The following is an 18,458-nucleotide window of genomic DNA, read 5'->3' on the forward strand; positions in this document are numbered from 1 at the left end:
GCGGCCGGCCCTCGTAGGCCGAATGTTTGGCTGACCAGCAATCCCAACTGCGGCAATCTGGGGAAACGATGCGGCAAGACGAACTGCGGGACCTGGTCCAGCGCAGCCCGTGGCTGCTCCGGGCGCTCGGCGTCGTCCGGGACTCCGGCCTGCCGGACGCATGGATCGGCGCCGGCGCCATCCGCGACCTGGTCTGGGGCGAGCGGTACGGCGATGGATTCGACCCCTCGCTGGTGAGGGACGTCGACGTCGTCTTCCACGACCCGACGGACCTGAGCCGCGACAACGACGACCGGGCAACCCAGCGGCTGGTGACGGCCTGGCCGGAGCCGCCATGGGAGGCGAAGAACCAAGCCGCCGTGCACACCTGGTACCCGGCCAAGTTCGGCGGCGGCCCGGTGACGCCGTTGCGCACCATCGCCGACGCGGTCGCCACCTGGCCCGAATACGCCACCGCCGTGGCGATCCGCCTCGACGCGTACGACCAGATCGCGGTGTGTGCGCCGCACGGCCTCGATGACCTGCTCGACGGAGTGTGGCGGCGCAACCCGACCAGGGTCAGCCCGAAGATCTCCCGGCAGCGACTGGCCCGCCATCGCCCCACCGAACGCTGGCCCGGCGTCCGCGTCGTGATGTGAGCCGGCGTTCGAAGCCCACTGCCCCTGCCGACCTGCTGCTCCCAGGGGTGCCGTCATGGCGTCAGATGCGTACGCCTGGCCCTATCGCTGGAGTTCGATCCAGTAACGCCGGGTAGGGCCGAACTCGGTGTCCCCGATGGACTCGAATACGCCGCCGCATCGCTCGATCGTTTTCACCGAATGTCGATCACCTGGATCGGTTCCTGCTTCCAGGCCGCCAGCAGACAGTTGACCACGTCGACCGTTTCTGTCCAGCCGGCACGGCCACTCAGGCCGGCGGCCAGCAGGCTCGGCGGGACCTGCCCGGCACGCAGAAGTTGCTGCCAGCCCGCGGCGTCGAGCCGCAGGTATTCCAGCGCCGGCAGCTCGCTGACGGCCGGAAGATTGGCGACGACGGCGGATTCGGTGACCACGGTGCGCAGCCGACGGTGGCCGGCAAGCGCGGACAGGTCAGCGGGTGCCGTTCCGGCCCCGACGTACAGCACCTCGGTCTCCGGCCGGACATCGGCGAGCGTCTTGCCGGTGCGCGATCCGACCCGTAAGAGCAGCCCGCCTTCCGGACCCAGCGTCGCCAGGGTGGCGGGCCGCTCGGTGAGCAGTTCAGTCAACGAGGGCGCCAGCCAGCGGGCGCCGGCCGACTCTTCGTGGTCGACGAACAGCACTTGGCCGAACGTCCCCTGCGGCCCGGGGGCGAGGTCGATGACGTAGAGGTTGCCGCCGCCGTCGTCTCCGACGACGAACCATGCCGGCGAGGCCGCCAGCGGCTGCACCCGGCCGTGCGGATCGGGTGCGACGACCTCGGTCGCGCCGTACGTCCAGGACAGGTATCGGGCCTGCGGTTCCAGGTAGGCTCGGGCGGCGGCGTCGGCCAGCGGCACGATTCGCATTCCATAGAAGCGTTCCTGGTCGGCAGGCTGCAGGACTAGGGTGCCCTCGGCTGCGGCGAGGTATAGCGCTCGGACGTCGTCGGGCAGTGCGACGCCGAGGTCCGCCTCCGCCCCGGCCACCTCCGACGGGTCGGCCGGCCGTGCGTCCGGCAGCAGATGTCGGACCAGCGCGGTGACGGTGGCCGCGTCGGCGCCGGCGGAAACGGCCACGTCGTAGCGGATCGGCTTGCGGCGGTACGGCTCCGGGTGTGCTCCGGCGACCAGGTGCACGTTCTCCAGCAGATCGCTGCCCATCCCGAACGAAACCTGCGGCGCGCTCGGGACGATGCTCACTACCGCCGGCCCGGAGCGGGTCGTTACGCCGCGCACCGCGACGGTCTGTCCGCCGGTCAGCCCGGCCAGCGATCTGAGCATGTCCGTCGGCCGCTCACCTCGCTCCAGGCCCAGCCCGTGGAGGCGGTGGTCGCCGTCGTAGGTGATCGATCCGCCGAACGCGCCCGGGGCCATCGTGCCGCGGAACTCGGCCTCTGCTGCCTCGTGCGGCATGCTGCTGCGCAGCGCGGTGACGAACGGACGCCAGACATCGGCCTGAAGCAACGTAGCGTCGATCATCGGCTGATCGTAGGGTGCTCTTGCCTGCTTGGCGTGCCCCGTTGATCAAGACGACGCGGGTGTCCGCCAGAGCAGCATTGACCTGCGCGGCGGCGTGGCGGCGCGGCGGGGGATCAGACGCGGTGTGGGCACGGCGCCATCGTAGCGGCCACACTTCTAATCTGCGGGGCCACTGACTTTCGATTTGCGGCACCAGGTGCGTTCGTCATGCGGTCATCTGGTGTTCGATTTGCGGGCCCCGTCAGCGGGGCGGCCGTGGAAGAGGTCCACCGCTACGCCGTGTTGCTGCGGGTGGCGGCGAGTTCGAGGAAGGCGTCCTCCCAGCGCTGGCGGAGCTGGGGTGGTAGCCACAGGGTGGGCCAGAGCCGCCGGAGGAGGTCGGCGTCGAGCCAGGTGTGCAGGTCCTCGACGGTACTGGCCTCGGTGAGGACCACCTTGTGCATGCTGGCCAAGCGTGCGGCCCGGTTCAGGTCGTACTCGGCATGCCCGGACCAGTCGAGGTGACGCGGAAGCGTCACCGTGCTGTCGGTCGGGACCACTAGACCCTGCCCATCAAGATCAACGGGGTCCCATGGAGGCTCGGGGTGTGGTCCTGGGCTGGGAGAACGGCGGTCCGGGTGGCGTGGGTGAACGCGGGCCACTCCCTGCCACCTCAGGTGAACCCCAGGTCGCTAGACTGGGCCCTCGCGCCCTCGTAGCTCAGGGGATAGAGCATCGGTTTCCTAAGACGACGGTCTGCCGGTGTCCACAGGCCGACGACCTGCTTTCTCCTGCTGTCCCTCGTGGCGTGCCGGTCGCTTCGCGGGCTCGCTGCGATCGCTTGCCGAAGATCAGCTGGACGCTCTGGGCCCTGCGTGTGCAGGCTTACGCTGCCGGGAGTCGGGACCGAGTCACCCTTCCTCGCCGTCGAGCAGGTCGCGGCGCCACTCCGCGAATCGGCTACGGAGATCGTCCAGCGCTGGGCCGGTGATGCCGTACTGGGTGAAGTCGTCGGAGTCGAGCTGGGCGGCTTGTCCGAGGGCGTCGGCGAAGATGCGCGGGTCGAAGCCGCGGTCGGCGCGCTGCGCGAGGGTGAGGAGGGCTTCGCGGGTGTAGCGGCCTGACCGCAGGGTGGCGTCGATGTCGATGAAGTCCCGGGCGAACGCTCGCCCGTAGAGGGCGCTCATCTTGTTCGCTACCGCGTCGTCAGGGTGGAGGACCGGTCCGATCGCCATGAGGATCGGTTCGTTGGCACGCCAGTCCACGCCGAGTTCGACCTTGGTAACCCGTACGCCGTCGGTGACGGCCAGCCGGGCGAAGGTGTCGTACTGGCGCTCGGTCTCGACGGTGAGGCCGTCGTCTCGGTAGGCGTGCACGACGGCGGTGACTGCGGCGGTGAACTCGTCGCGGCGGTCCCAGGCGGTGAACAGGTCGATGTCCTCACTGGGCCGCTCAACGAGGCCGGCGGCCTGGACCGCGTAGCCGCCGGCCAGCGCGAAGCCGTATCGATCGGCCGCGCCGAGCCCGGTACGGGCGAGGCGTTCGTGGAAGGGGTCCACCGCTATGCCGCGTTGCTGCGGGTGGCGGCGAGTTCGGGGAAGGCGGCCTCCCAGCGTTGGCGGAGATGGGGTGGCAGCCAGAGCGTGGGCCAGAGCCGTCGGAGGAGGTCCGCATCGAGCCACGTGTTCAGATCCTCGACGGTACTGGCCTCGGTGAGCACCACCTTGTACATGCTGGCCAGGCGCGCGGTCCGGTTCAGGTCGTAATCGGCGTGCCCGGACCAGTCGAGATGCCGCGGAAGCGTCACCGTCCCTTCGGTGGGACCGTGCAGTGCGGCGAGGGTTTCGGCCACCACGTAAGGCTTCCGGTCGCCGTAGGGCCGGTAGTCCGCTGGCGGCTGGGGTGACATCCTGCGCCGGCTGAGGTTCGTCGCCCGCCGGACTTCCGGTCGGAGTGCCTGGCGGATCGTCTCCCGGCTGTATCCGGTGACCCGCTGCAGGTCCACCGGCCGCCATCCGGCCGCGTGGAACGCCCGCAGCTGCTCGTCCCGCTCGGTCAGCGCGGCGGCCCGCGTCGCCTCATACCGGGAGACAACCGCGTGCAACTCATCCTCGGAGAACCGGCCCACAGTCCTTAGCCTACTACGCTAGGCCCAGCACGCTTGGCGTTTGGTCGTATCTCTGTGATCGGCGGGACCAGTCATGGTGATCGCGATGGGGTGTACTCATGTTCTGGTGAAGCCGAGGGCCCGGTATCCGGGCATGCGGCGTGGGAGTGAGGCGGCGAGGATTGGTGTGGCCGGGTCGTGGTAGTCATGGACCTCGGCGAGGTCCTTGCCGGGCGCGGCGCGGATAACGCGGCCGGCGCATTGGACGAGTAGGCCGTCGTAGGAGATCGGGCCGGCGAGGAAGAGGGTGTCGAGGGCGGGGGCGTCGAAGCCTTCACCGATGAACGGTGTGGTGCCGATGACAAGGAGGCCGTCGCCGGCCTTGGCGCCGTCGAGCCGGTCAACGATGGCCCGCCGTTCGCGGGTGCTCATCGCGCCTTGGAGCACGAGCGCCTGATGTCCGCGTGCGGCGAGTAGGGCGGTGAGGGTCTCGACCTGGGCGACCCGGCGGGTCAGGACGAGACAGTTGCGACCGCGGGTCAGGGCCGCGGCGACGTCGTCGGCGATCTGGGTGTTGCGGGGCTCGTCGAGGGCCAGCCTTCGGTGCACTTCGGCGAGCGCGCCGGGCGCGTCCAGGTCGACGTCGCCGGGTTGGAAAGTGGTCTCGTGGATGAACAGCGCTCGACGTGGTCCGGCGTCGGTGTGCATCGCGGCCGCGAGGGTGCCTTGTTTCTCGTCGGTCAGGGTGTGGCGGACGGGGCCGAGTTGCCAGGTGACGAGTTGGCCGAGGCCGTCGCGTCGGGTGGGGGTGGCGGTGAGGCCGAGCCAGAACTGCGCGGCGATCCGTTTGACCGAGTGCTCGTAGGCTGCGGCGCCGAGGTGGTGGCATTCGTCGACGATGACGTGCCCGTACCCCTGGGTCAGGGTGGCGACGTCGTCGCGCCGGGCGAGGGAGGGCAGCAGCGCGATGTCCACGGTGCCGGTGAGCTTGCGTCGGCCGCCGCCAAGTTGACCGGGCTTGATGCTGAGGAACTGCTCGATGCGGGTGCGCCACTGGTCGGCTAGGGCTTTGCGGTCGACGAGAACCAGGGTGGAGGTGCTGCGTTCGGCGATCACGGCGCAGGCCATGACGGTCTTGCCGGAGCCCGGTGGGGCGACCAGGATCCCGTCGTCGTGGGCGAGCAGAGCGCCGACCGCGTTGGCTTGCCTGCTGGTGAGTTCGGCGGTGAACGCGGTGTCGATCTCGGTCCCGGAGTTTCGTGCGTCCGTGACGGCCAGCCGCGACCCGGCGCGCTCGACGATCGTGGCGATGGTGTGCCGCAGGCCCCGCGGGAGCACCAGGCGATCATCGAGGGTGAGGTCGTAGCCCTGGATGAAGCGTGGGGTGTCCCAGGTGGACTTGCGGAGTCGCTGCAGCTCGTAGAACTTCGGGTTGGTCATGGCGGCGGCATGTTTGAACGTCGCCAGCGCGGCAGGGGTGAGCTGGCCGGCGTCGAGGCTCAGCCCGGCACCGGCTTCCGCGTGGACCACCGCAGGGAGCGGAGGGTGGACCTGGGTCGCGGTGGACCGGCTCATCGTGGCGACGTCCGCGCCGGTGAGGGCGTGTTTGGCCTGCCGGGCGACGTGTTCGGCTTCGCCGGGGCTGAGTCGGTCCAGCGTCGACAGGAACGCCCACTGGTCGGCGTGCGGCTCAAGGGTGCCGAGGTCGAGGAAGGTGGTCAGTCCGTCCTTGCGGCGGCGACCCTGAAGCGGCGCGGCGATGAGGTTGCCGAAGCCACCCTCGGGCAGCACGTCCTGGTTGGGGAACAGCCGGTCGTAGGACCGCAGATCCATCGACCCGCGCAAAACCATCGCCTCGCGCAGCAGAACCGTGCCGACGGCGCGCGCGGTGGCCGCGGGAACAGCGCCGGTGAAGAAGACCCACACGTGGGCGCCGCGGCCCGACTGGGAGATCTCCAACGCGGCCGGCACCGCGCTGGCCCGTGCCGCCTTCACGTACGCGAGGGCGTCGAGCACCGCCGTCGGCCCGTCGAGGTCGGCCACGACGAAGTGGCAGGTGTTGTCGGGCATCAGCGGGTACAGGCCCATGAACACGTCGCCGACCAGATGCGCCGCGACGACCTCCGTCGTGCGGGGCAGGTAGGTGGCACCCCGCCGGGTCGTACCCTTACGCCAACCGCCCGCGACCGCGGGCATCCACCCGGCAGCGCCGGTACGGGCGTTGTCCCACCGCACGGCGTACACGTCGGCCCGGGCCCGGAACCGGTCGGCGAACAACGTCAGCTTGTCCCGGGTCGGCGAAGCCATGGTGACCAGCCCTGGCGGCTCAATCGGCGCGGACAACTGCTCCGGCGCCGCAGACGTGTCCTGGCCGCGCAGCTCCAGCAGACGCGCCAGCCGGGCGTTCTCTGCCCGTAACCGCTCCACCTCCCGCCGAAGATCGACGAACTCGGCCACCGAACCCATGCCGACCATCCTCGCGTATCAGGCTCCGAACACCCCGACACCGGTCCGCTATCCTCCGCCGATGGCATCGAAGGGGACCGCCGCGTTGGAGGCGATGATCGAGGAAGCCACCGTCGACACGGACGGTCACGAGGACCAGCGCGCCGGCCTGTCCGCCATGATCGAGGAGCATCTGGCGGTGCCGTTCACCACCACCGTCCTCGGCGTCGAGGTCACCATAGGCAAGATCGAGCTGGCCGCGGACAGCATCGCCGCGGTCTGCGCCCGAGGCCGCCACCGGCAACGTGTCGGCCTTCTCGACCTTCCGCTACCCACCCCTATGCCGGACGGTGCCGCGTGGATCGATGCCTACCGGCACTGGGCCGGGAGGTAGGCCACGATGAGCGAGTACCAGTACTACGAGTTCACCGCCGTCGACCGTCCCCTCACCGGCCGGGAGCGGGCCGAGCTGCGGTCGCTGTCGACACGGGCCGACATCAGCGCCACCAGCTTCGTCAACACCTACGAGTGGGGCGACTTCAAGGGCGACCCGCGCACGCTGATGGAACGGTACTTCGACGCGCACCTGTACCTGGCGAACTGGGGCACCCGCCAGCTCATGCTCCGGCTACCGAAACACGTGCTCGACCCCGCCACGGTCGCCCAGTACTGCCAAGGTGACAGCGCATCCGCGTGGACTGCCGGCAAGCACGTCATCATCGACCTGCACGACGAGGACGAGGACGGCGCGGACGAGTGGGACCTCGACGGCCACGGCCTGCTCACCTCCATCATCCCGGTCCGGGCCGACCTCTCTGCCGGCGACCTGCGCCTGCTCTACCTCGCCTGGCTGCGCTGCGTACAGTCCGAGGAGATCACCGACGACGAGCCCGAACCGCCCGTCCCCGCCGGGCTGGACACCCTCGACGCGCCCCTCACCGCCGTCGCCGAGTTCCTGCGCATCGACCCCGACCTGATCGCGGCCGCGGCGGCCGGATCGCCGCCGGCCGCATCCGGTGAACCGACCGCCGCGCGACTACGCACCTGGGTCGTCGGCCTACCCGCCCCGGACAAGGACGCCATCCTGACCGACCTGATCACCAGCGGCGAAAGCCACCTGCGCAGCCGACTGCTGCGCCGCTACCGCGACGCACACCGCACTGATACGCCCACCCCAGCAGCTGCCCGCACCGCCGGGGAATTGCTCGCCACCGCCGCGGAGCTGCGCGCCGTGCGGGAACGACGGGATGCCGAGCAGCGGGAACGCGACCGGATCCGCCGCGAACGGTCCGCCGCAGCCGCCCGGCAACGGCACCTCGACACTCTCGCAGTCGACCAACCCGCCGCCTGGCAACGGGTCGACGAACTCATCGCCACGAAGAAGGCCCGCGAATACGACACCGCTGTTCAACTCCTCGTCGACCTGCGCGACCTCGGCGAACGCGACGGGGACAGTTCGTCGTTCCAGCACCGGCTGGCCGAGCTACGGGTGGCGCACGCCCGCAAGCCCAGCCTGCTCGAACGCCTCAACCTCGCAGGCCTCGACACCTGACGGCATGGTTCGCCGCCCGGTGAGCTGGCCGCCATCGCCTGCACGCGCTGCGGTTCTCGCGCCAGCGCCACGGCCTCAGACGTCGACCGTCGGCCTGCAACAAGGACGGCGTGGGCGGCCATAGTGTGGTGTGAGGCATCAAGTATGGCCGCCGGACGAGGACCTGTGGTCCTCGATCGCCGCCGGTGACGAGGCGGCGTTCGGTCGGCTCTTTGACCGATACTCCCGCCCGGTCTACAACCACGCGTTCCGGCTGACCGGGTCGTGGCCGACGGCTGAGGACGTCACTCAGGCGACGTTCCTCGTCGCGTGGCGCCGCCGGCACGACGCCCGCCTGGTGGACGGATCGGCGCTGCCGTGGCTGCTGGTCGTCGCCACCAACGCGGTCCGCTCGGAGTGGCGGTCCGCGCGCCGGTGGCTGGCGCTGCTACGGCGTCTACCGGGTGAGCGGTACGCCGATGGTGACCTCGCCGACGAGGTTGCTGCGCGGCTCGATGACGAGCGGCGGATGACCGAGGTCCTCTCGGTGGTCCGCGGATTGCCGCCTGCCGAGCGGGAGGCGGTGGCGTTGTGCCTGTGGTCCGGCGTGTCGTACCCGGACGCGGCAGCCGTGTTGGGCATCAGCGAGGTGGCGGTGCGGTCGAGGGTGAGTCGTGCGCGCAGCCGCCTGGCCCGTCTGATGCCGCAGGAGATCCAGGAGGGGGAACAGTGAACGACATTCTCGACCTGCCCGCGGAGCGGGACCTGCCGCCGGATGCGGCACACGCGATGCGGGCCCGGATCCTCGGCTTCGTGAGGCCGCGTCCGGCGCGTACGCCGCGACTGCGGATCGCCGTGGCCGGGATGGCGCTGCTGGCCGCGGCATCCGGGGCCGCGGTGGCGGGGTGGGACCGATCGGAGCGATCGACCGTACAGGTGCTGGCCATGGGGGCCGGTGAGCTGTCGCCGACGCTGCGGGACGCGGCGCAGCGGTGCCTGCAGTGGAACTCCCCGCAACGACAGACCCGCCAGGCACCAGGGGAGCGACCCGTTCCGGTGGCCCTGGCTGACCTGGCGGTGGCCACGGAGCGAGGTGACCGTGCGCTGGTGTTGTTCATGAACGACGTCGGCTACGCCACCTGCGACGTGGACGGGGCGGGGACTCCCCGCGAGTCCGGCGGGGGCGCCACTGAGCCGTGGCCGCACGGTGACCTGCTGCCCGGGCCGGTGCAGCGGCTGCTGCTGACCTCCACCGAGCACGACGGCGGGGACGTCAGCGCCAGCGGCCGGGTCAGCAGCCGCGTCCACCGGCTCGTGCTCGACCACGGCGACGGCCACACCACCACAGCACGACTGTCCGAAGGCGCGTTCGGCCTGATGACCAACGACGCCCGACTCAAGGCCGGCAACGACCCTGAACTGGTTAGCTACGACGCCCGCGGGACGGAGATCGACAGGCGTCCGCTGTTCCAGGCCGAAGACCAACTCGAGCACTGCTACGCGGACCCGGACGGGAAGCGGATCTACGGCAAACCGACCAGCGACTGCCGTCCCGCCGAGACGTGGGGGCGTTAGCCATGATCGGAGGCTGCCCGCTGCCCGGGGCGTGGGTCGTCACTCGCGGGTCAGCCCCGGTGGCAGCGCGTCCTCGCCAGGTCGGACCTGGCGGGCACTGGCCACCGGGTCATGTTCCAGGGTGTGGATCAGTGGTGCCGGGCCGCCGACGCAGGTCCAGGTGTCGTCCCAGAGAGCGGAGACCAGCCATGACCGGTCGGCGGGGAAGAACATGTCCGGCAGCGCGCCGTGCGGGTGGCGGATATGACCACCGGTCCGCCAGGTGAGGGCCTGTTCGGGGCCGGCCTGGACCAGCACGTACGGCCAGTTCCAGTAGAGGAACACCCTCGGGGCGTGGGGGAAGACGACGTCGTGGGCGCCGGTGTCGAGGTAGGCGAGCCACCACGGCTGGTCGGGGGTATGCGTGGTGAGGTCCTCGATCAGGGCGTGCTCGTAGGCGGTGGCGGTGACGTCGTCGGTCTGGTACGTGGTGGCGTAGGCGTCGAAGATCGGCGGGATGGCGGTGGTGATCGAGACGCCGGCAGTGGTGTGCCCGGCGATCCAGCCCACGTCGGCGGCAGTGCCGACGCACCAGCCCCGCCCGTCCTTGCTGACCTGCACACCACCATTCAAGCCGCTGCGGCGACGGTTGGCGTGGCAATCGGGCCGTCGCGGAGCGGCGGCCGGCGACCAGCCGTCGTGGGCCACGATGCCCAACGCCTGCCCCGCGCTCGGTGGAGCGCTGATGCTCGCAGGTCCCGCACATCGTGTCCGGGGTGCCGGCCGGCGACGGCGGCAGGCTCAGGGTTGCCGCGCCCGCGGGGTCCGAGGGTGGGGATGGCTGAGCCTGCACCCGTACCGCCCCGAAACCCGCCACGGTGCCGCAACGACCCTCGCCGCCGCCGAGCAGGTGTTCGCCGCCGACTCCCGTGCCGCCCTGCACAGACTCACCGGCGACCGACAAGCCGCCACCGCCGCCGGAATGATCGCCATCGCCGACGGCTTCACCGGCGACGGGCCGCGCTGGCTCGCCACCCACGTCGCCCACCAGACCGGTACCCGCCTCGACCCCATCCAGCTCGAACACGCCCGACGCCGGGTGCACGACGAGCCGCTCGCGGCAGCGCTGGCCGCCTACCGGTCGATGGTCGACGAAGACGGGCCCGACCCCGACGAGGTGCTGGGTGACCTGCTGCACCTGCACCACGCCCGCATGATCGGCGTCGACCCCGCCTCTGAAGAGCACTGTCTGCGGCTGGCCCGAACCATCGCCCGCACCACCCTCGCCGGACGTAAGCCGTGACCGCGGGACAGTCCCTCGCCGATGGCACGGCCGGCATCGCCTTGCTGCACCTAGAAACTGGCAACTGGCCGGCAGCGTACGAGGCATTGCGCCATGCCACCGCCGGTGGCGTGAGCATCGCCGAGGGGGCCAGCCTCTTCTACGGCGCTCCCGCACTCGCGTTCGTCCTCGCCACCACCGACCACCCGGGGCTCGCCCAGGCGCGAGCGGTCACCGCCGACGGCACCGCCACAGTGACCCGCCGACGGCTCGACGCCGCCCACCGCCGCGTCGACCAACACGAACAGCCGCACTACGCCGAGTACGACCTCATCCGCGGGCTTACCGGCCTCGGCGTCGTTCTACGCCGGCTCGGCGATCACGACCTGCTCCGCCAGGTCCTGGATTACCTCGTTCGGCTCACCGAACCGCGAGGCGCACTGCCCGGGTGGTGGTGCGGGAATGGGCACGAACGCCACCAGCCACCGCCCCCAGGCGGTCACGCGAACTTCGGCATGGCCCACGGCATCACCGGCCCCCTGGCGCTGCTCGCCCTCGCCCTCCGTGACGGCATCACCGTCGCCGGACACACCACCGCGATCAACCGCATCAGCCAATGGCTGGACGCATGGCAGCAGCACACCGACGGCACGATCTGGTGGCCGCAAACCATCACCCTCACCGACCTACACAACGGATCGCCAGCGCAGAGAACCCCGCTGCGGCCGTCCTGGTGCTACGGCACGCCGGGCATCGCCCTCGCCCAGCAACTCGCCGCGCAAGCCCTGCACGACACCACCAGCCAGCACCTCGCCGAGACCGCCTTCACCACCTGCATCACCGACGCCGGACAACTCCAGCGGCTCACCGACCGCAGCCTGTGCCACGGCACCGCCGGACTCCTGGCCACCGCCCGCCGCATCGCCGCCGACGCCCTCACCCCCATACCCCTCGATCTCGTCAACGATCTCCACCGGCAAGCCACCCCCACCAGCAACGAGCCCGAAGGGCTCCTCGACGGCAAGGCAGGAGCCGACCTCGTCACCGCCGCCACGACCGCCTGGGACGCCTGTCTCCTCCTCACCTGACGAAAGAGCCACCGTGGACCACACCCCCTGGCACCAGGTCAACATCAGCTACCCCGGCCAGACCGCCCGCGATCGCGAGCAACAGGCCGTCAGCCACCTCAGCCGAGTGCTCCCCGCCGCCGAGACCGCCGGCCTGATCACCTCCTGGTGGTTCATCCGCAAAGGCGCCTGGCGCATCCGCTACCTCCCCACAGACAGCCCAGACAGCGGAAACCAGGCCCGTCGGCTACTCACCGAAGGGGCCACCTGGACCGGCGACATCTATGAACCCGAAACCCACGCCTTCGGCGGCCACGACGCTATGACCACCGCCCACACGCTGTTCCACCACGACAGCCACCACCTCCTCACCTACCTCCACCAGCACCCCACCACCCGGCGCGAACACTCCCTCATCCTCTGCACCTCCCTGATGCGCGCAGCCGCGCTGGACCTCAACGAGCAGGGCGACGTCTGGGCCCAAGTCGTCGAGCACCGCGCAGCACACCTCAACCAGGCACCCAGCACCGATGGCCGCAGGTGGCGGAGGTTCACCGGAGACGTTCGGAGCCTGCTGCTTGGTGCACCTCGCACCACCGGCACCTGGCACACCGCATTCGCAAACGCAGGCGCAGCCCTACACCGCCAACGGGAACAGGGCATCCTCACCCGTGGCCTGCGGGCAGTAATCGCCCTGCACGTGATTTTCCACTGGAACAGGCTCGGCCTATCCGCTACCACCCAGGCCAGCCTTGCTCTGGCCGCCCAAGACGCCATCTTCGGCCTGCCCGACCCGCACCTGCCACACCCCGGGTAGACGCACCAGGAACGAGCGGAGGGAAAGGCACCATGCCCGAGAAGGTGATGACCGACAAGGTTCTCTGCTACGTCGTGCGGGAAGGGCGCTTGCTCGTCTTCCGGCACATCGACTTCAGCTACGAGGAGGTGGGCATCCAGGTGCCCGGTGGCAGCGTCCGCCTGGGTGAGGACCTGGCGGACGCGGCGCTGCGCGAGGCCCGCGAGGAGACCGGACTGACGGGCTTCACCGTCGTGCGCAAGCTGGGGGAGATCGAGTACGACATCAGCCCGCTCCGCTTCGAGATCCAGCGTCGCCACGTCTTCGAGCTGGCGCTGCACGAGTCGACGCCCGAGCGGTGGGCGAGCCAGGAGAACCACGACGGCGAGCAGGAGCCCACCCAGTTCGAGTGCTTCTGGATACCGTTACGGGCCGCGCACGTCCTGCAGTCCGGCCAAGGTGCCCTCGTAGGCCGGCTGTTCGACTGAGCAGGCATCCGACAGAGGCAACCGGGGGAGACGATGCGGGAGGACGAACTGCGGGACCTCGTCGAGCGCAGCCCGTGGTTGGTGCGGGCGCTGCGCGTCGTTCGGGACTCCGGGCTACCGGACGCCTGGATCGCGAGGTCGTTTCTACGCGGCCGTGCGCCGTGACCTTGGCGTGAAATTCGGGGAGTCATCCGAGCCTTATGAGTGGCAGATGTCCAAATGGCTGGCGGACATTCCAAAAGGTCGGCAGGACGTCGCTGCCCATAGAACTGTCGATCCAGAGCGCCAAGGACAGGCTCTCTGATCACAGCGCGACGTTCGCCAATGCTGAATTCCTCGGTCAGGTCTGTTACTCTCGGCCGGCCGTAGATTAAAAGCTCCTGCGATTTTTGCCGCCCTCGCGCCGTGAACTGCTGATGGTCTGGTACTTCCTTGCCTCTGGCCGGCAAGACCGGGTGTCAGCGCTGGACGAATCCCAGAGCCTCGTCACGTAGCCCTTTGAGCACTTCGACGTTTTGTAGTATGACGCCGGGGTCGTGGGTATGGGTGACCTTCAGTCTCGACATCCGATCGAGCACCTCTCCGTCGGCCAGGTTGGCCAGCCAGGCTGCGATCTGCTGGTCGCTCGGTGAGCCGTCTACCCGACTGACCAGATCGACCAGGTCGGTCCGGGCGGATGCTGCGGTCAGGCGTTGTTTTTGGCGATCTGCGGCCGACACCGACGAACCCACCGCCATTGCCCGGCGTTCGTCCTGGTGGCCAACGGCAATCTCATAGCGCGCCGGAAGTGCCGGCTCGGGCGGTTCTGTGCCCGTGACGAGTCGCGGCACGGCCTGGGTGCGGACCCAGCTGGAGATCTCATCGAGTTCGTGCATCAGGACCGGCCACCGGTCTGTGCCCGGTCGATTTATCCCGACCGTCGGAAACAGGGTGACGGGGATGAAGGTGCCGATCGGGGTTTCAGCGATGACGCTACCGACGCGCAGCGGCTCCTCGGGCCGCGACGGCAGGTCGCGTACCGAGCGAGGCATGTGGTCTTCCCGGTACATAGCAGCTAAGCGGACCGCAGTGATCGCGGGTGTCCGGTGCTTCGCGTGGTTCGTGTGGAGCACCAGTCGAGCCAGAGGGTGCATCTGCGGATCGCTCTGACGGTGGAAGGGCTGCAGGCGATCGATCCGCCGCACGAGTTCGCTGCCAGCTCGCAGAGACGGCGGACGGTCACGGAGTTGCTTCCTTGTCCACGCCTCGAATTTTTCGTAGGTGTCCGACGCCGGCACCTCGACGAGCCTGGCCGCCTTCTCGTCGAGCGGCGCCCCCTCCAAGAACTCGACCTCGGCGAACAGCGCGTGCTCAAGCGCGGCCCTCAGTGCCACCAACGCGTCGGCCACGAGGAGTGGCACCTTGCGCGGGATCGGAGCCACGCTGTCTACGACGGTCCGACTGAGTGATCTCGCCGGAACCTCGCGCAAGCCGACCACGCCATCGGCCTGCGTCTGGTAGGCGAAGAGCAGATCGCCGACCTGTCCGATCAGTTCGTCCGCGTGCGAGAGCGTCGCGGCGACGCCGAGATGGCGCTCGGGGAGCCAATGAGGGGTCGGGTCCGTCACGCTGCGATCTTATGTGGTGTGGAGATCGGGCACCCTCGTGCGACGCACCTTCTCGGCCCGATCGCACGCTGGGCACTGCCGTCCTTGCGTCACCTTTTGTATCGCCCGATAGGCGGCAGATCCCCGTGATCTGCACCGGTACAGGGCGCGCTGGCAGCGTGACCAGGCGGCTGCGATTGGCCCGGCATGTGTCCGGTGGCGGAAGCATCTGGGACGACAAAGATCCCCGGTCGGGTCGATCATTCCGGCATTCAGCCCCCGATCAACTCGTCGCCGAATCGGTTGTCCTGCGCGCTCCCGATCGGCTCACCGCATTGCTTAAACGGCACCGACCGTGCGCAGCAATACCGCCACATCGGCGCGCTCGTGGGGGCGAGGCGACGTGGCGGCAGTGCGAGCGATACTCAGTCGGTTCCTGGAATCTCTGTGTCGAGCAGGATGTCCTCATCGGCGTAGATAATTAGCCGCCGGGAAGTGGGGTAATATTCGGTGTGCGTCGCTCCGGGGACCGCGTCGAAGCCAGCGTCGGTGGCACTGCCGACAAGCACGAGGTCGCCGTCGTGAGCTGGATAGACCGTGGTATACCGCACGTTGCTGCCGCTACCTCGGTGCATCTCATCGATCCGTGAGAACTGGTCGGGCTCCGTGAGGAGCGGCGCAACTTTCTGTTCCGCCTGGCGCACACAGTCAAGCAGACACGTGCGCATCGCGGCCGCAGATATCGGCCCGGTCATGACTTCGTCGATGAACCGATTCGAGAACACCTCGTGGTGCCCGTCGCGCGCCCACCGTAGGAACCGGCCGTCCTGCAGGGTCAGACCGACACCGTCGTCGTCTCGCTCTTCGAAAATCGCGAGATCGACCAGCCGGATCATCACTAAGTCGGATTCCAGCAGCGCAGCCCGGAACTCCCAGTCGATTGGGTACGACAAGATCGAGCGACAGTATGGCCGCGGCTCGTTCAGCTGGTCGAAGTGGAAAGACAGGCATGGTCGGCGCAACGAGGGGAGCGTATCCACGACGTCTCCGACGCGGTCGACGCCGAGTTCGTTCCGATCGCTGAGCAACAGGTAGTCGCCAGCACCGATCTCCACCAATCCCACCCCCTGCGGCGACTCCTCGTACCGCATGCGCGCCGTGACCAGCCACTCAGGATTCGGCTGAGGCAGGTCGACGTCCATCGCGACCAGGTTTGGGGAAGCCGCAGAGGGACGCAAGTGCGCTGGGATGTCGAGGGCATCAGCGATCACGACGCCCAGCTCGGCCCCTTCGGGGTACGGCATCACACTCTCACGCAGGTAGCCCGTGAGCCTCTCACCGCGTTGCCGTTGCCTCGCGAGCCGCCCACTGCCCGGCGGTCGCAATGGAGTCCGACTGTTCTTGCACTCCACGACCTCGATCCCGCCGCCGGGTTCGACAGCGATCACATCGCCGACCAGCAGGACGTTCGTCAGGTCGGCAATGATAGGCACCCGTCCAGCGCGGAACAACCGGTCAACCACCTGCATGACGAACGCGGCGTCCTCTGTATCCGTCGGCGGCGGCGCCGCGCGACCCGGGTGCTTGGACAGCGTCCGGATGGTGTGCGCGGGCAGCAACAGCCATGCAAGCGCGTCGCCGATCGCCCGGAGCTTAATTCGATGGTGTTTGAGAAGGTCACGTTCAACTCGCGTAGCGCCCTTCCGGGCGTGCTCGGCGAGAAGCCTCCGCTGCAGGTCGACCACGGAGCCGGAGTTCGGCAGGTCGGCGAAGAATTGCACCAGAAGCCGTCGGATGCCGTACAACTCCTCAGCCAGCGCGGCTTCCTCCTCGGGGTCCATGCACCTCATGGTGGCCGAGCGCTCAAGAATTCGCGAATGTGATTTCCCGGCCCGGTAACGCCAGGGTCATTGCGTTCTGGTCGTGCCGACGTCTGAGCTGGGGTTTCGGAGTTGCATTGCCTCAGTGGAGGCGGTTGAAGCCCTCAAGGCGATCATGAAGTTCTCACGCTGCACGGCAACCGATGGCCCCCGACGATGACATCACCTCTGGTGTCCGTACTGACTGTGACAAGCCCGGGACCGACGCGCCAGCCGAGCCGACGCCGGAGGAGATCGTGGGTGCTGCGCTGGCCTACCGCCCGATTGCCCTTCCGGCTCCGCCGACGCACCCGTCCCACGCTCCCGGCGACGCATCCCGGACCAAGCTAGCTAGGTTGGATACGCGGTCATCGGCATGACTGGAAGCTCGGCGGAGACAGTGGCTGTCGATATGACGGCGAGGTCCGAGAATCCGGAGTGAGCGCCGCTTAGTCCTTCGGTGGCGACGCCGAAAGTGAATACATGGTCTGAACTTTGCTGATCTTCGATGATGTGCGCGACGTGTGCTCTCCAGCCGGCGCCAACCGGGGTGAACCGGTGCCAACGCGGGTCAACCCCGGGCGACGGCGGTCGCAAACCGGGGTTCGTGTGCTCGGCGTGTGCTCCTGGGCTGCGACAACGGCGGTCCGGGGAACGTGGGTGAACCCGTGCCACTCCCTGCCACCCCCGGTGAACCCCCAGGTCGCTAGACTAGGCCCTCGCGCCCTCGTAGCTCAGGGGATAGAGCATCGGTTTCCTAAACCGTGTGTCGCAGGTTCGAATCCTGCCGGGGGCACCAGGTCACAGCCGTGAGTAACGATCACTGTCCGGTCTGCCAGGGCTTGCGTGCCCGATCGCGTCGCCACTGACCTGCTCACGTCAGCGCGGCCCGCAAACCGCCGCGCCGCCCGGCTCCGGCCTGCTGGTGACCTCCGGCTATCAGCCTCGACCGTCATCGTGGGACGTAGCCGGTTGCGAAGTGGACCAACAGGCGCATCGAAGATCGTCTCGCCGACGCCCAGGGTCAGTGCCACCGCGGCGAGCGCCGCGATGCTGCCCCAGCCTGCGGTGAGCAGCACGGCGAGCATCGCCAGGACGGCGCCAGATCACCGCCGAGGGCAAGGGCGGGACGACCCCGCGCCCGGCCGAAGCGGGAGCGCGGGGCCGGCGGGGTCAGCGGACCAGCGCTGTCACCAGCGTCCCGATGCAGGCGACGATGGCGGCGATGATCGGACTGAGCGTCTTGACGTACGCCAGGATGATCCGGTGCCTGTCGGACTGCTCGGCAACGGGTTCGTCCTCGTCCCCTGGTGTCTCGAAGTCTGACCCGCGAGGGATTACAGTCAACGTGACTCCTTCCGTTGCAGCGGTGGAGTCGAATGCGGCGTCCGGTGGCAGCCGGGCGCCGCCCTCTGTGTGAGGCGGCGCAGTACCGTTCGACGGTTCGAGCATCCTCTCGGCGGACGGCTAGCACAAGAGTCGACATTTCACTGTCGGGTACCTGACAAGCAGATGCATCGTATCGAGAAAATTTCGGTGCTACCTCTTGCCAAATGCAATTTTCCGTGAAGCTGTTCTACCGAGCGTGACTGCGCCGAAGCGGATGGTGAGCAGGCGGGCGGTCTGG

17 protein-coding genes, 1 tRNA gene and 2 pseudogenes are annotated in these 18,458 nt (G+C 68.9%); 11 read left to right on the top strand and 9 right to left on the bottom strand.

The genetic code is table 11. The features are described from left to right. Positions 1–68: 68 nt before the first annotated feature. Positions 69–638, top strand: coding sequence for a nucleotidyltransferase family protein (locus ACPXB1_RS00885; protein ID WP_355592781.1), 570 nt, complete (start codon positions 69–71; stop codon positions 636–638). A gap of 173 nt (positions 639–811) precedes the next feature. Here ACPXB1_RS00885 and ACPXB1_RS00890 read toward each other — a convergent pair whose 3' ends face one another. The 5 genes and pseudogenes from ACPXB1_RS00890 to ACPXB1_RS00910 form a co-directional block, all read right to left on the bottom strand. Beyond that, positions 812–2,137, bottom strand: a complete 1,326-nt coding sequence (locus tag ACPXB1_RS00890; protein WP_355592779.1) for an SMI1/KNR4 family protein — start codon at positions 2,135–2,137, stop codon at positions 812–814. A gap of 272 nt (positions 2,138–2,409) precedes the next feature. After that, positions 2,410–2,670: pseudogene (locus tag ACPXB1_RS00895) on the bottom strand (hypothetical protein); the annotation flags it as partial. Positions 2,671–3,027: 357 nt separating this feature from the next. Beyond that, entirely contained in the window at positions 3,028–3,675 is a 648-nt protein-coding gene (locus ACPXB1_RS00900) for a nucleotidyl transferase AbiEii/AbiGii toxin family protein (protein ID WP_355631146.1), read from the bottom strand. 2 nt (positions 3,676–3,677) lie between these two features. Continuing rightward, positions 3,678–4,244, bottom strand: a complete 567-nt coding sequence (locus tag ACPXB1_RS00905; protein ID WP_355631143.1) for a hypothetical protein — start codon at positions 4,242–4,244, stop codon at positions 3,678–3,680. 96 nt (positions 4,245–4,340) lie between these two features. Continuing rightward, a complete protein-coding gene (locus ACPXB1_RS00910; RefSeq protein WP_355631140.1) occupies positions 4,341–6,689 on the bottom strand; it encodes a TOTE conflict system archaeo-eukaryotic primase domain-containing protein in 2,349 nt (782 codons plus the stop codon). Positions 6,690–6,750: 61 nt separating this feature from the next. On the opposite strand from ACPXB1_RS00910, the gene ACPXB1_RS00915 reads away from it, so the two are divergent. From ACPXB1_RS00915 to ACPXB1_RS00930, 4 genes are all read left to right on the top strand, one after another. After that, a complete protein-coding gene (locus ACPXB1_RS00915; protein ID WP_355631137.1) occupies positions 6,751–7,062 on the top strand; it encodes a hypothetical protein in 312 nt (103 codons plus the stop codon). Positions 7,063–7,068: 6 nt separating this feature from the next. Beyond that, positions 7,069–8,220, top strand: coding sequence for a hypothetical protein (locus tag ACPXB1_RS00920; RefSeq protein WP_355631134.1), 1,152 nt, complete (start codon positions 7,069–7,071; stop codon positions 8,218–8,220). A 130-nt stretch (positions 8,221–8,350) separates the two neighbouring features. Beyond that, positions 8,351–8,932 (top strand): RNA polymerase sigma factor, encoded by a 582-nt coding sequence (locus ACPXB1_RS00925; protein WP_355631131.1) that lies wholly within the window; start codon positions 8,351–8,353, stop codon positions 8,930–8,932. Further along, positions 8,929–9,774: a hypothetical protein gene (locus ACPXB1_RS00930; protein WP_355631128.1), complete on the top strand. Its 846-nt coding sequence runs from the start codon at positions 8,929–8,931 to the stop codon at positions 9,772–9,774. The genes ACPXB1_RS00925 and ACPXB1_RS00930 overlap by 4 nt, the downstream gene beginning before the upstream one ends. 39 nt (positions 9,775–9,813) lie before the next feature. Here the strand turns inward: ACPXB1_RS00930 and ACPXB1_RS00935 are convergent, their stop codons facing one another. Then, the gene (locus ACPXB1_RS00935) at positions 9,814–10,374 is read right to left on the bottom strand and encodes a hypothetical protein (protein ID WP_205779329.1); all 561 of its coding nucleotides are present in this window, start codon (positions 10,372–10,374) and stop codon (positions 9,814–9,816) included. A gap of 223 nt (positions 10,375–10,597) precedes the next feature. Between ACPXB1_RS00935 and ACPXB1_RS00940 the strand changes: the two are divergent. The 5 genes and pseudogenes from ACPXB1_RS00940 to ACPXB1_RS00960 form a co-directional block, all read left to right on the top strand. Beyond that, positions 10,598–11,056, top strand: a pseudogene (locus ACPXB1_RS00940) (thiopeptide-type bacteriocin biosynthesis protein); the annotation flags it as partial. Beyond that, positions 11,053–12,123: a lanthionine synthetase C family protein gene (locus ACPXB1_RS00945; protein ID WP_355631125.1), complete on the top strand. Its 1,071-nt coding sequence runs from the start codon at positions 11,053–11,055 to the stop codon at positions 12,121–12,123. The pseudogene ACPXB1_RS00940 and the gene ACPXB1_RS00945, both read left to right, overlap by 4 nt. Positions 12,124–12,136: 13 nt before the next feature. Continuing rightward, positions 12,137–12,919 (top strand): thiopeptide-type bacteriocin biosynthesis protein, encoded by a 783-nt coding sequence (locus tag ACPXB1_RS00950; protein WP_355631123.1) that lies wholly within the window; start codon positions 12,137–12,139, stop codon positions 12,917–12,919. A 32-nt stretch (positions 12,920–12,951) separates the two neighbouring features. Next, complete coding sequence (locus ACPXB1_RS00955) at positions 12,952–13,386, top strand: NUDIX hydrolase (protein ID WP_355631120.1); 435 nt, start codon at positions 12,952–12,954, stop codon at positions 13,384–13,386. Between the two features lie 33 nt (positions 13,387–13,419). Continuing rightward, positions 13,420–13,551: a hypothetical protein gene (locus ACPXB1_RS00960; RefSeq protein WP_355631117.1), complete on the top strand. Its 132-nt coding sequence runs from the start codon at positions 13,420–13,422 to the stop codon at positions 13,549–13,551. Positions 13,552–13,844: 293 nt separating this feature from the next. On the opposite strand, the gene ACPXB1_RS00965 is transcribed toward ACPXB1_RS00960, so the two are convergent. Together ACPXB1_RS00965 and ACPXB1_RS00970 are read right to left on the bottom strand one after the other, a co-directional pair. Further along, positions 13,845–14,993, bottom strand: coding sequence for a hypothetical protein (locus ACPXB1_RS00965; RefSeq protein WP_355631114.1), 1,149 nt, complete (start codon positions 14,991–14,993; stop codon positions 13,845–13,847). Positions 14,994–15,397: 404 nt separating this feature from the next. After that, on the bottom strand, positions 15,398–16,813 hold the full coding sequence (locus ACPXB1_RS00970; RefSeq protein ID WP_355631111.1) for a hypothetical protein: 1,416 nt from the start codon (positions 16,811–16,813) through the stop codon (positions 15,398–15,400). Between the two features lie 741 nt (positions 16,814–17,554). Between ACPXB1_RS00970 and ACPXB1_RS00975 the strand changes: the two genes are divergently transcribed. Beyond that, positions 17,555–17,630 (top strand) — tRNA-Arg (locus ACPXB1_RS00975). Between the two features lie 374 nt (positions 17,631–18,004). On the opposite strand, the gene ACPXB1_RS00980 is transcribed toward ACPXB1_RS00975, so the two are convergent. Further along, positions 18,005–18,178 carry a hypothetical protein gene (locus ACPXB1_RS00980; protein WP_167945990.1) on the bottom strand — a complete coding sequence of 58 codons (174 nt, stop codon included), beginning with the start codon at positions 18,176–18,178 and terminating at the stop codon, positions 18,005–18,007. Positions 18,179–18,458 lie beyond the last annotated feature (280 nt).

It is taken from the genome of Micromonospora sp. DT68, assembly GCF_049847245.1.
Taxonomy (GTDB): Bacteria; Actinomycetota; Actinomycetes; order Mycobacteriales; family Micromonosporaceae; genus Micromonospora; species Micromonospora profundi.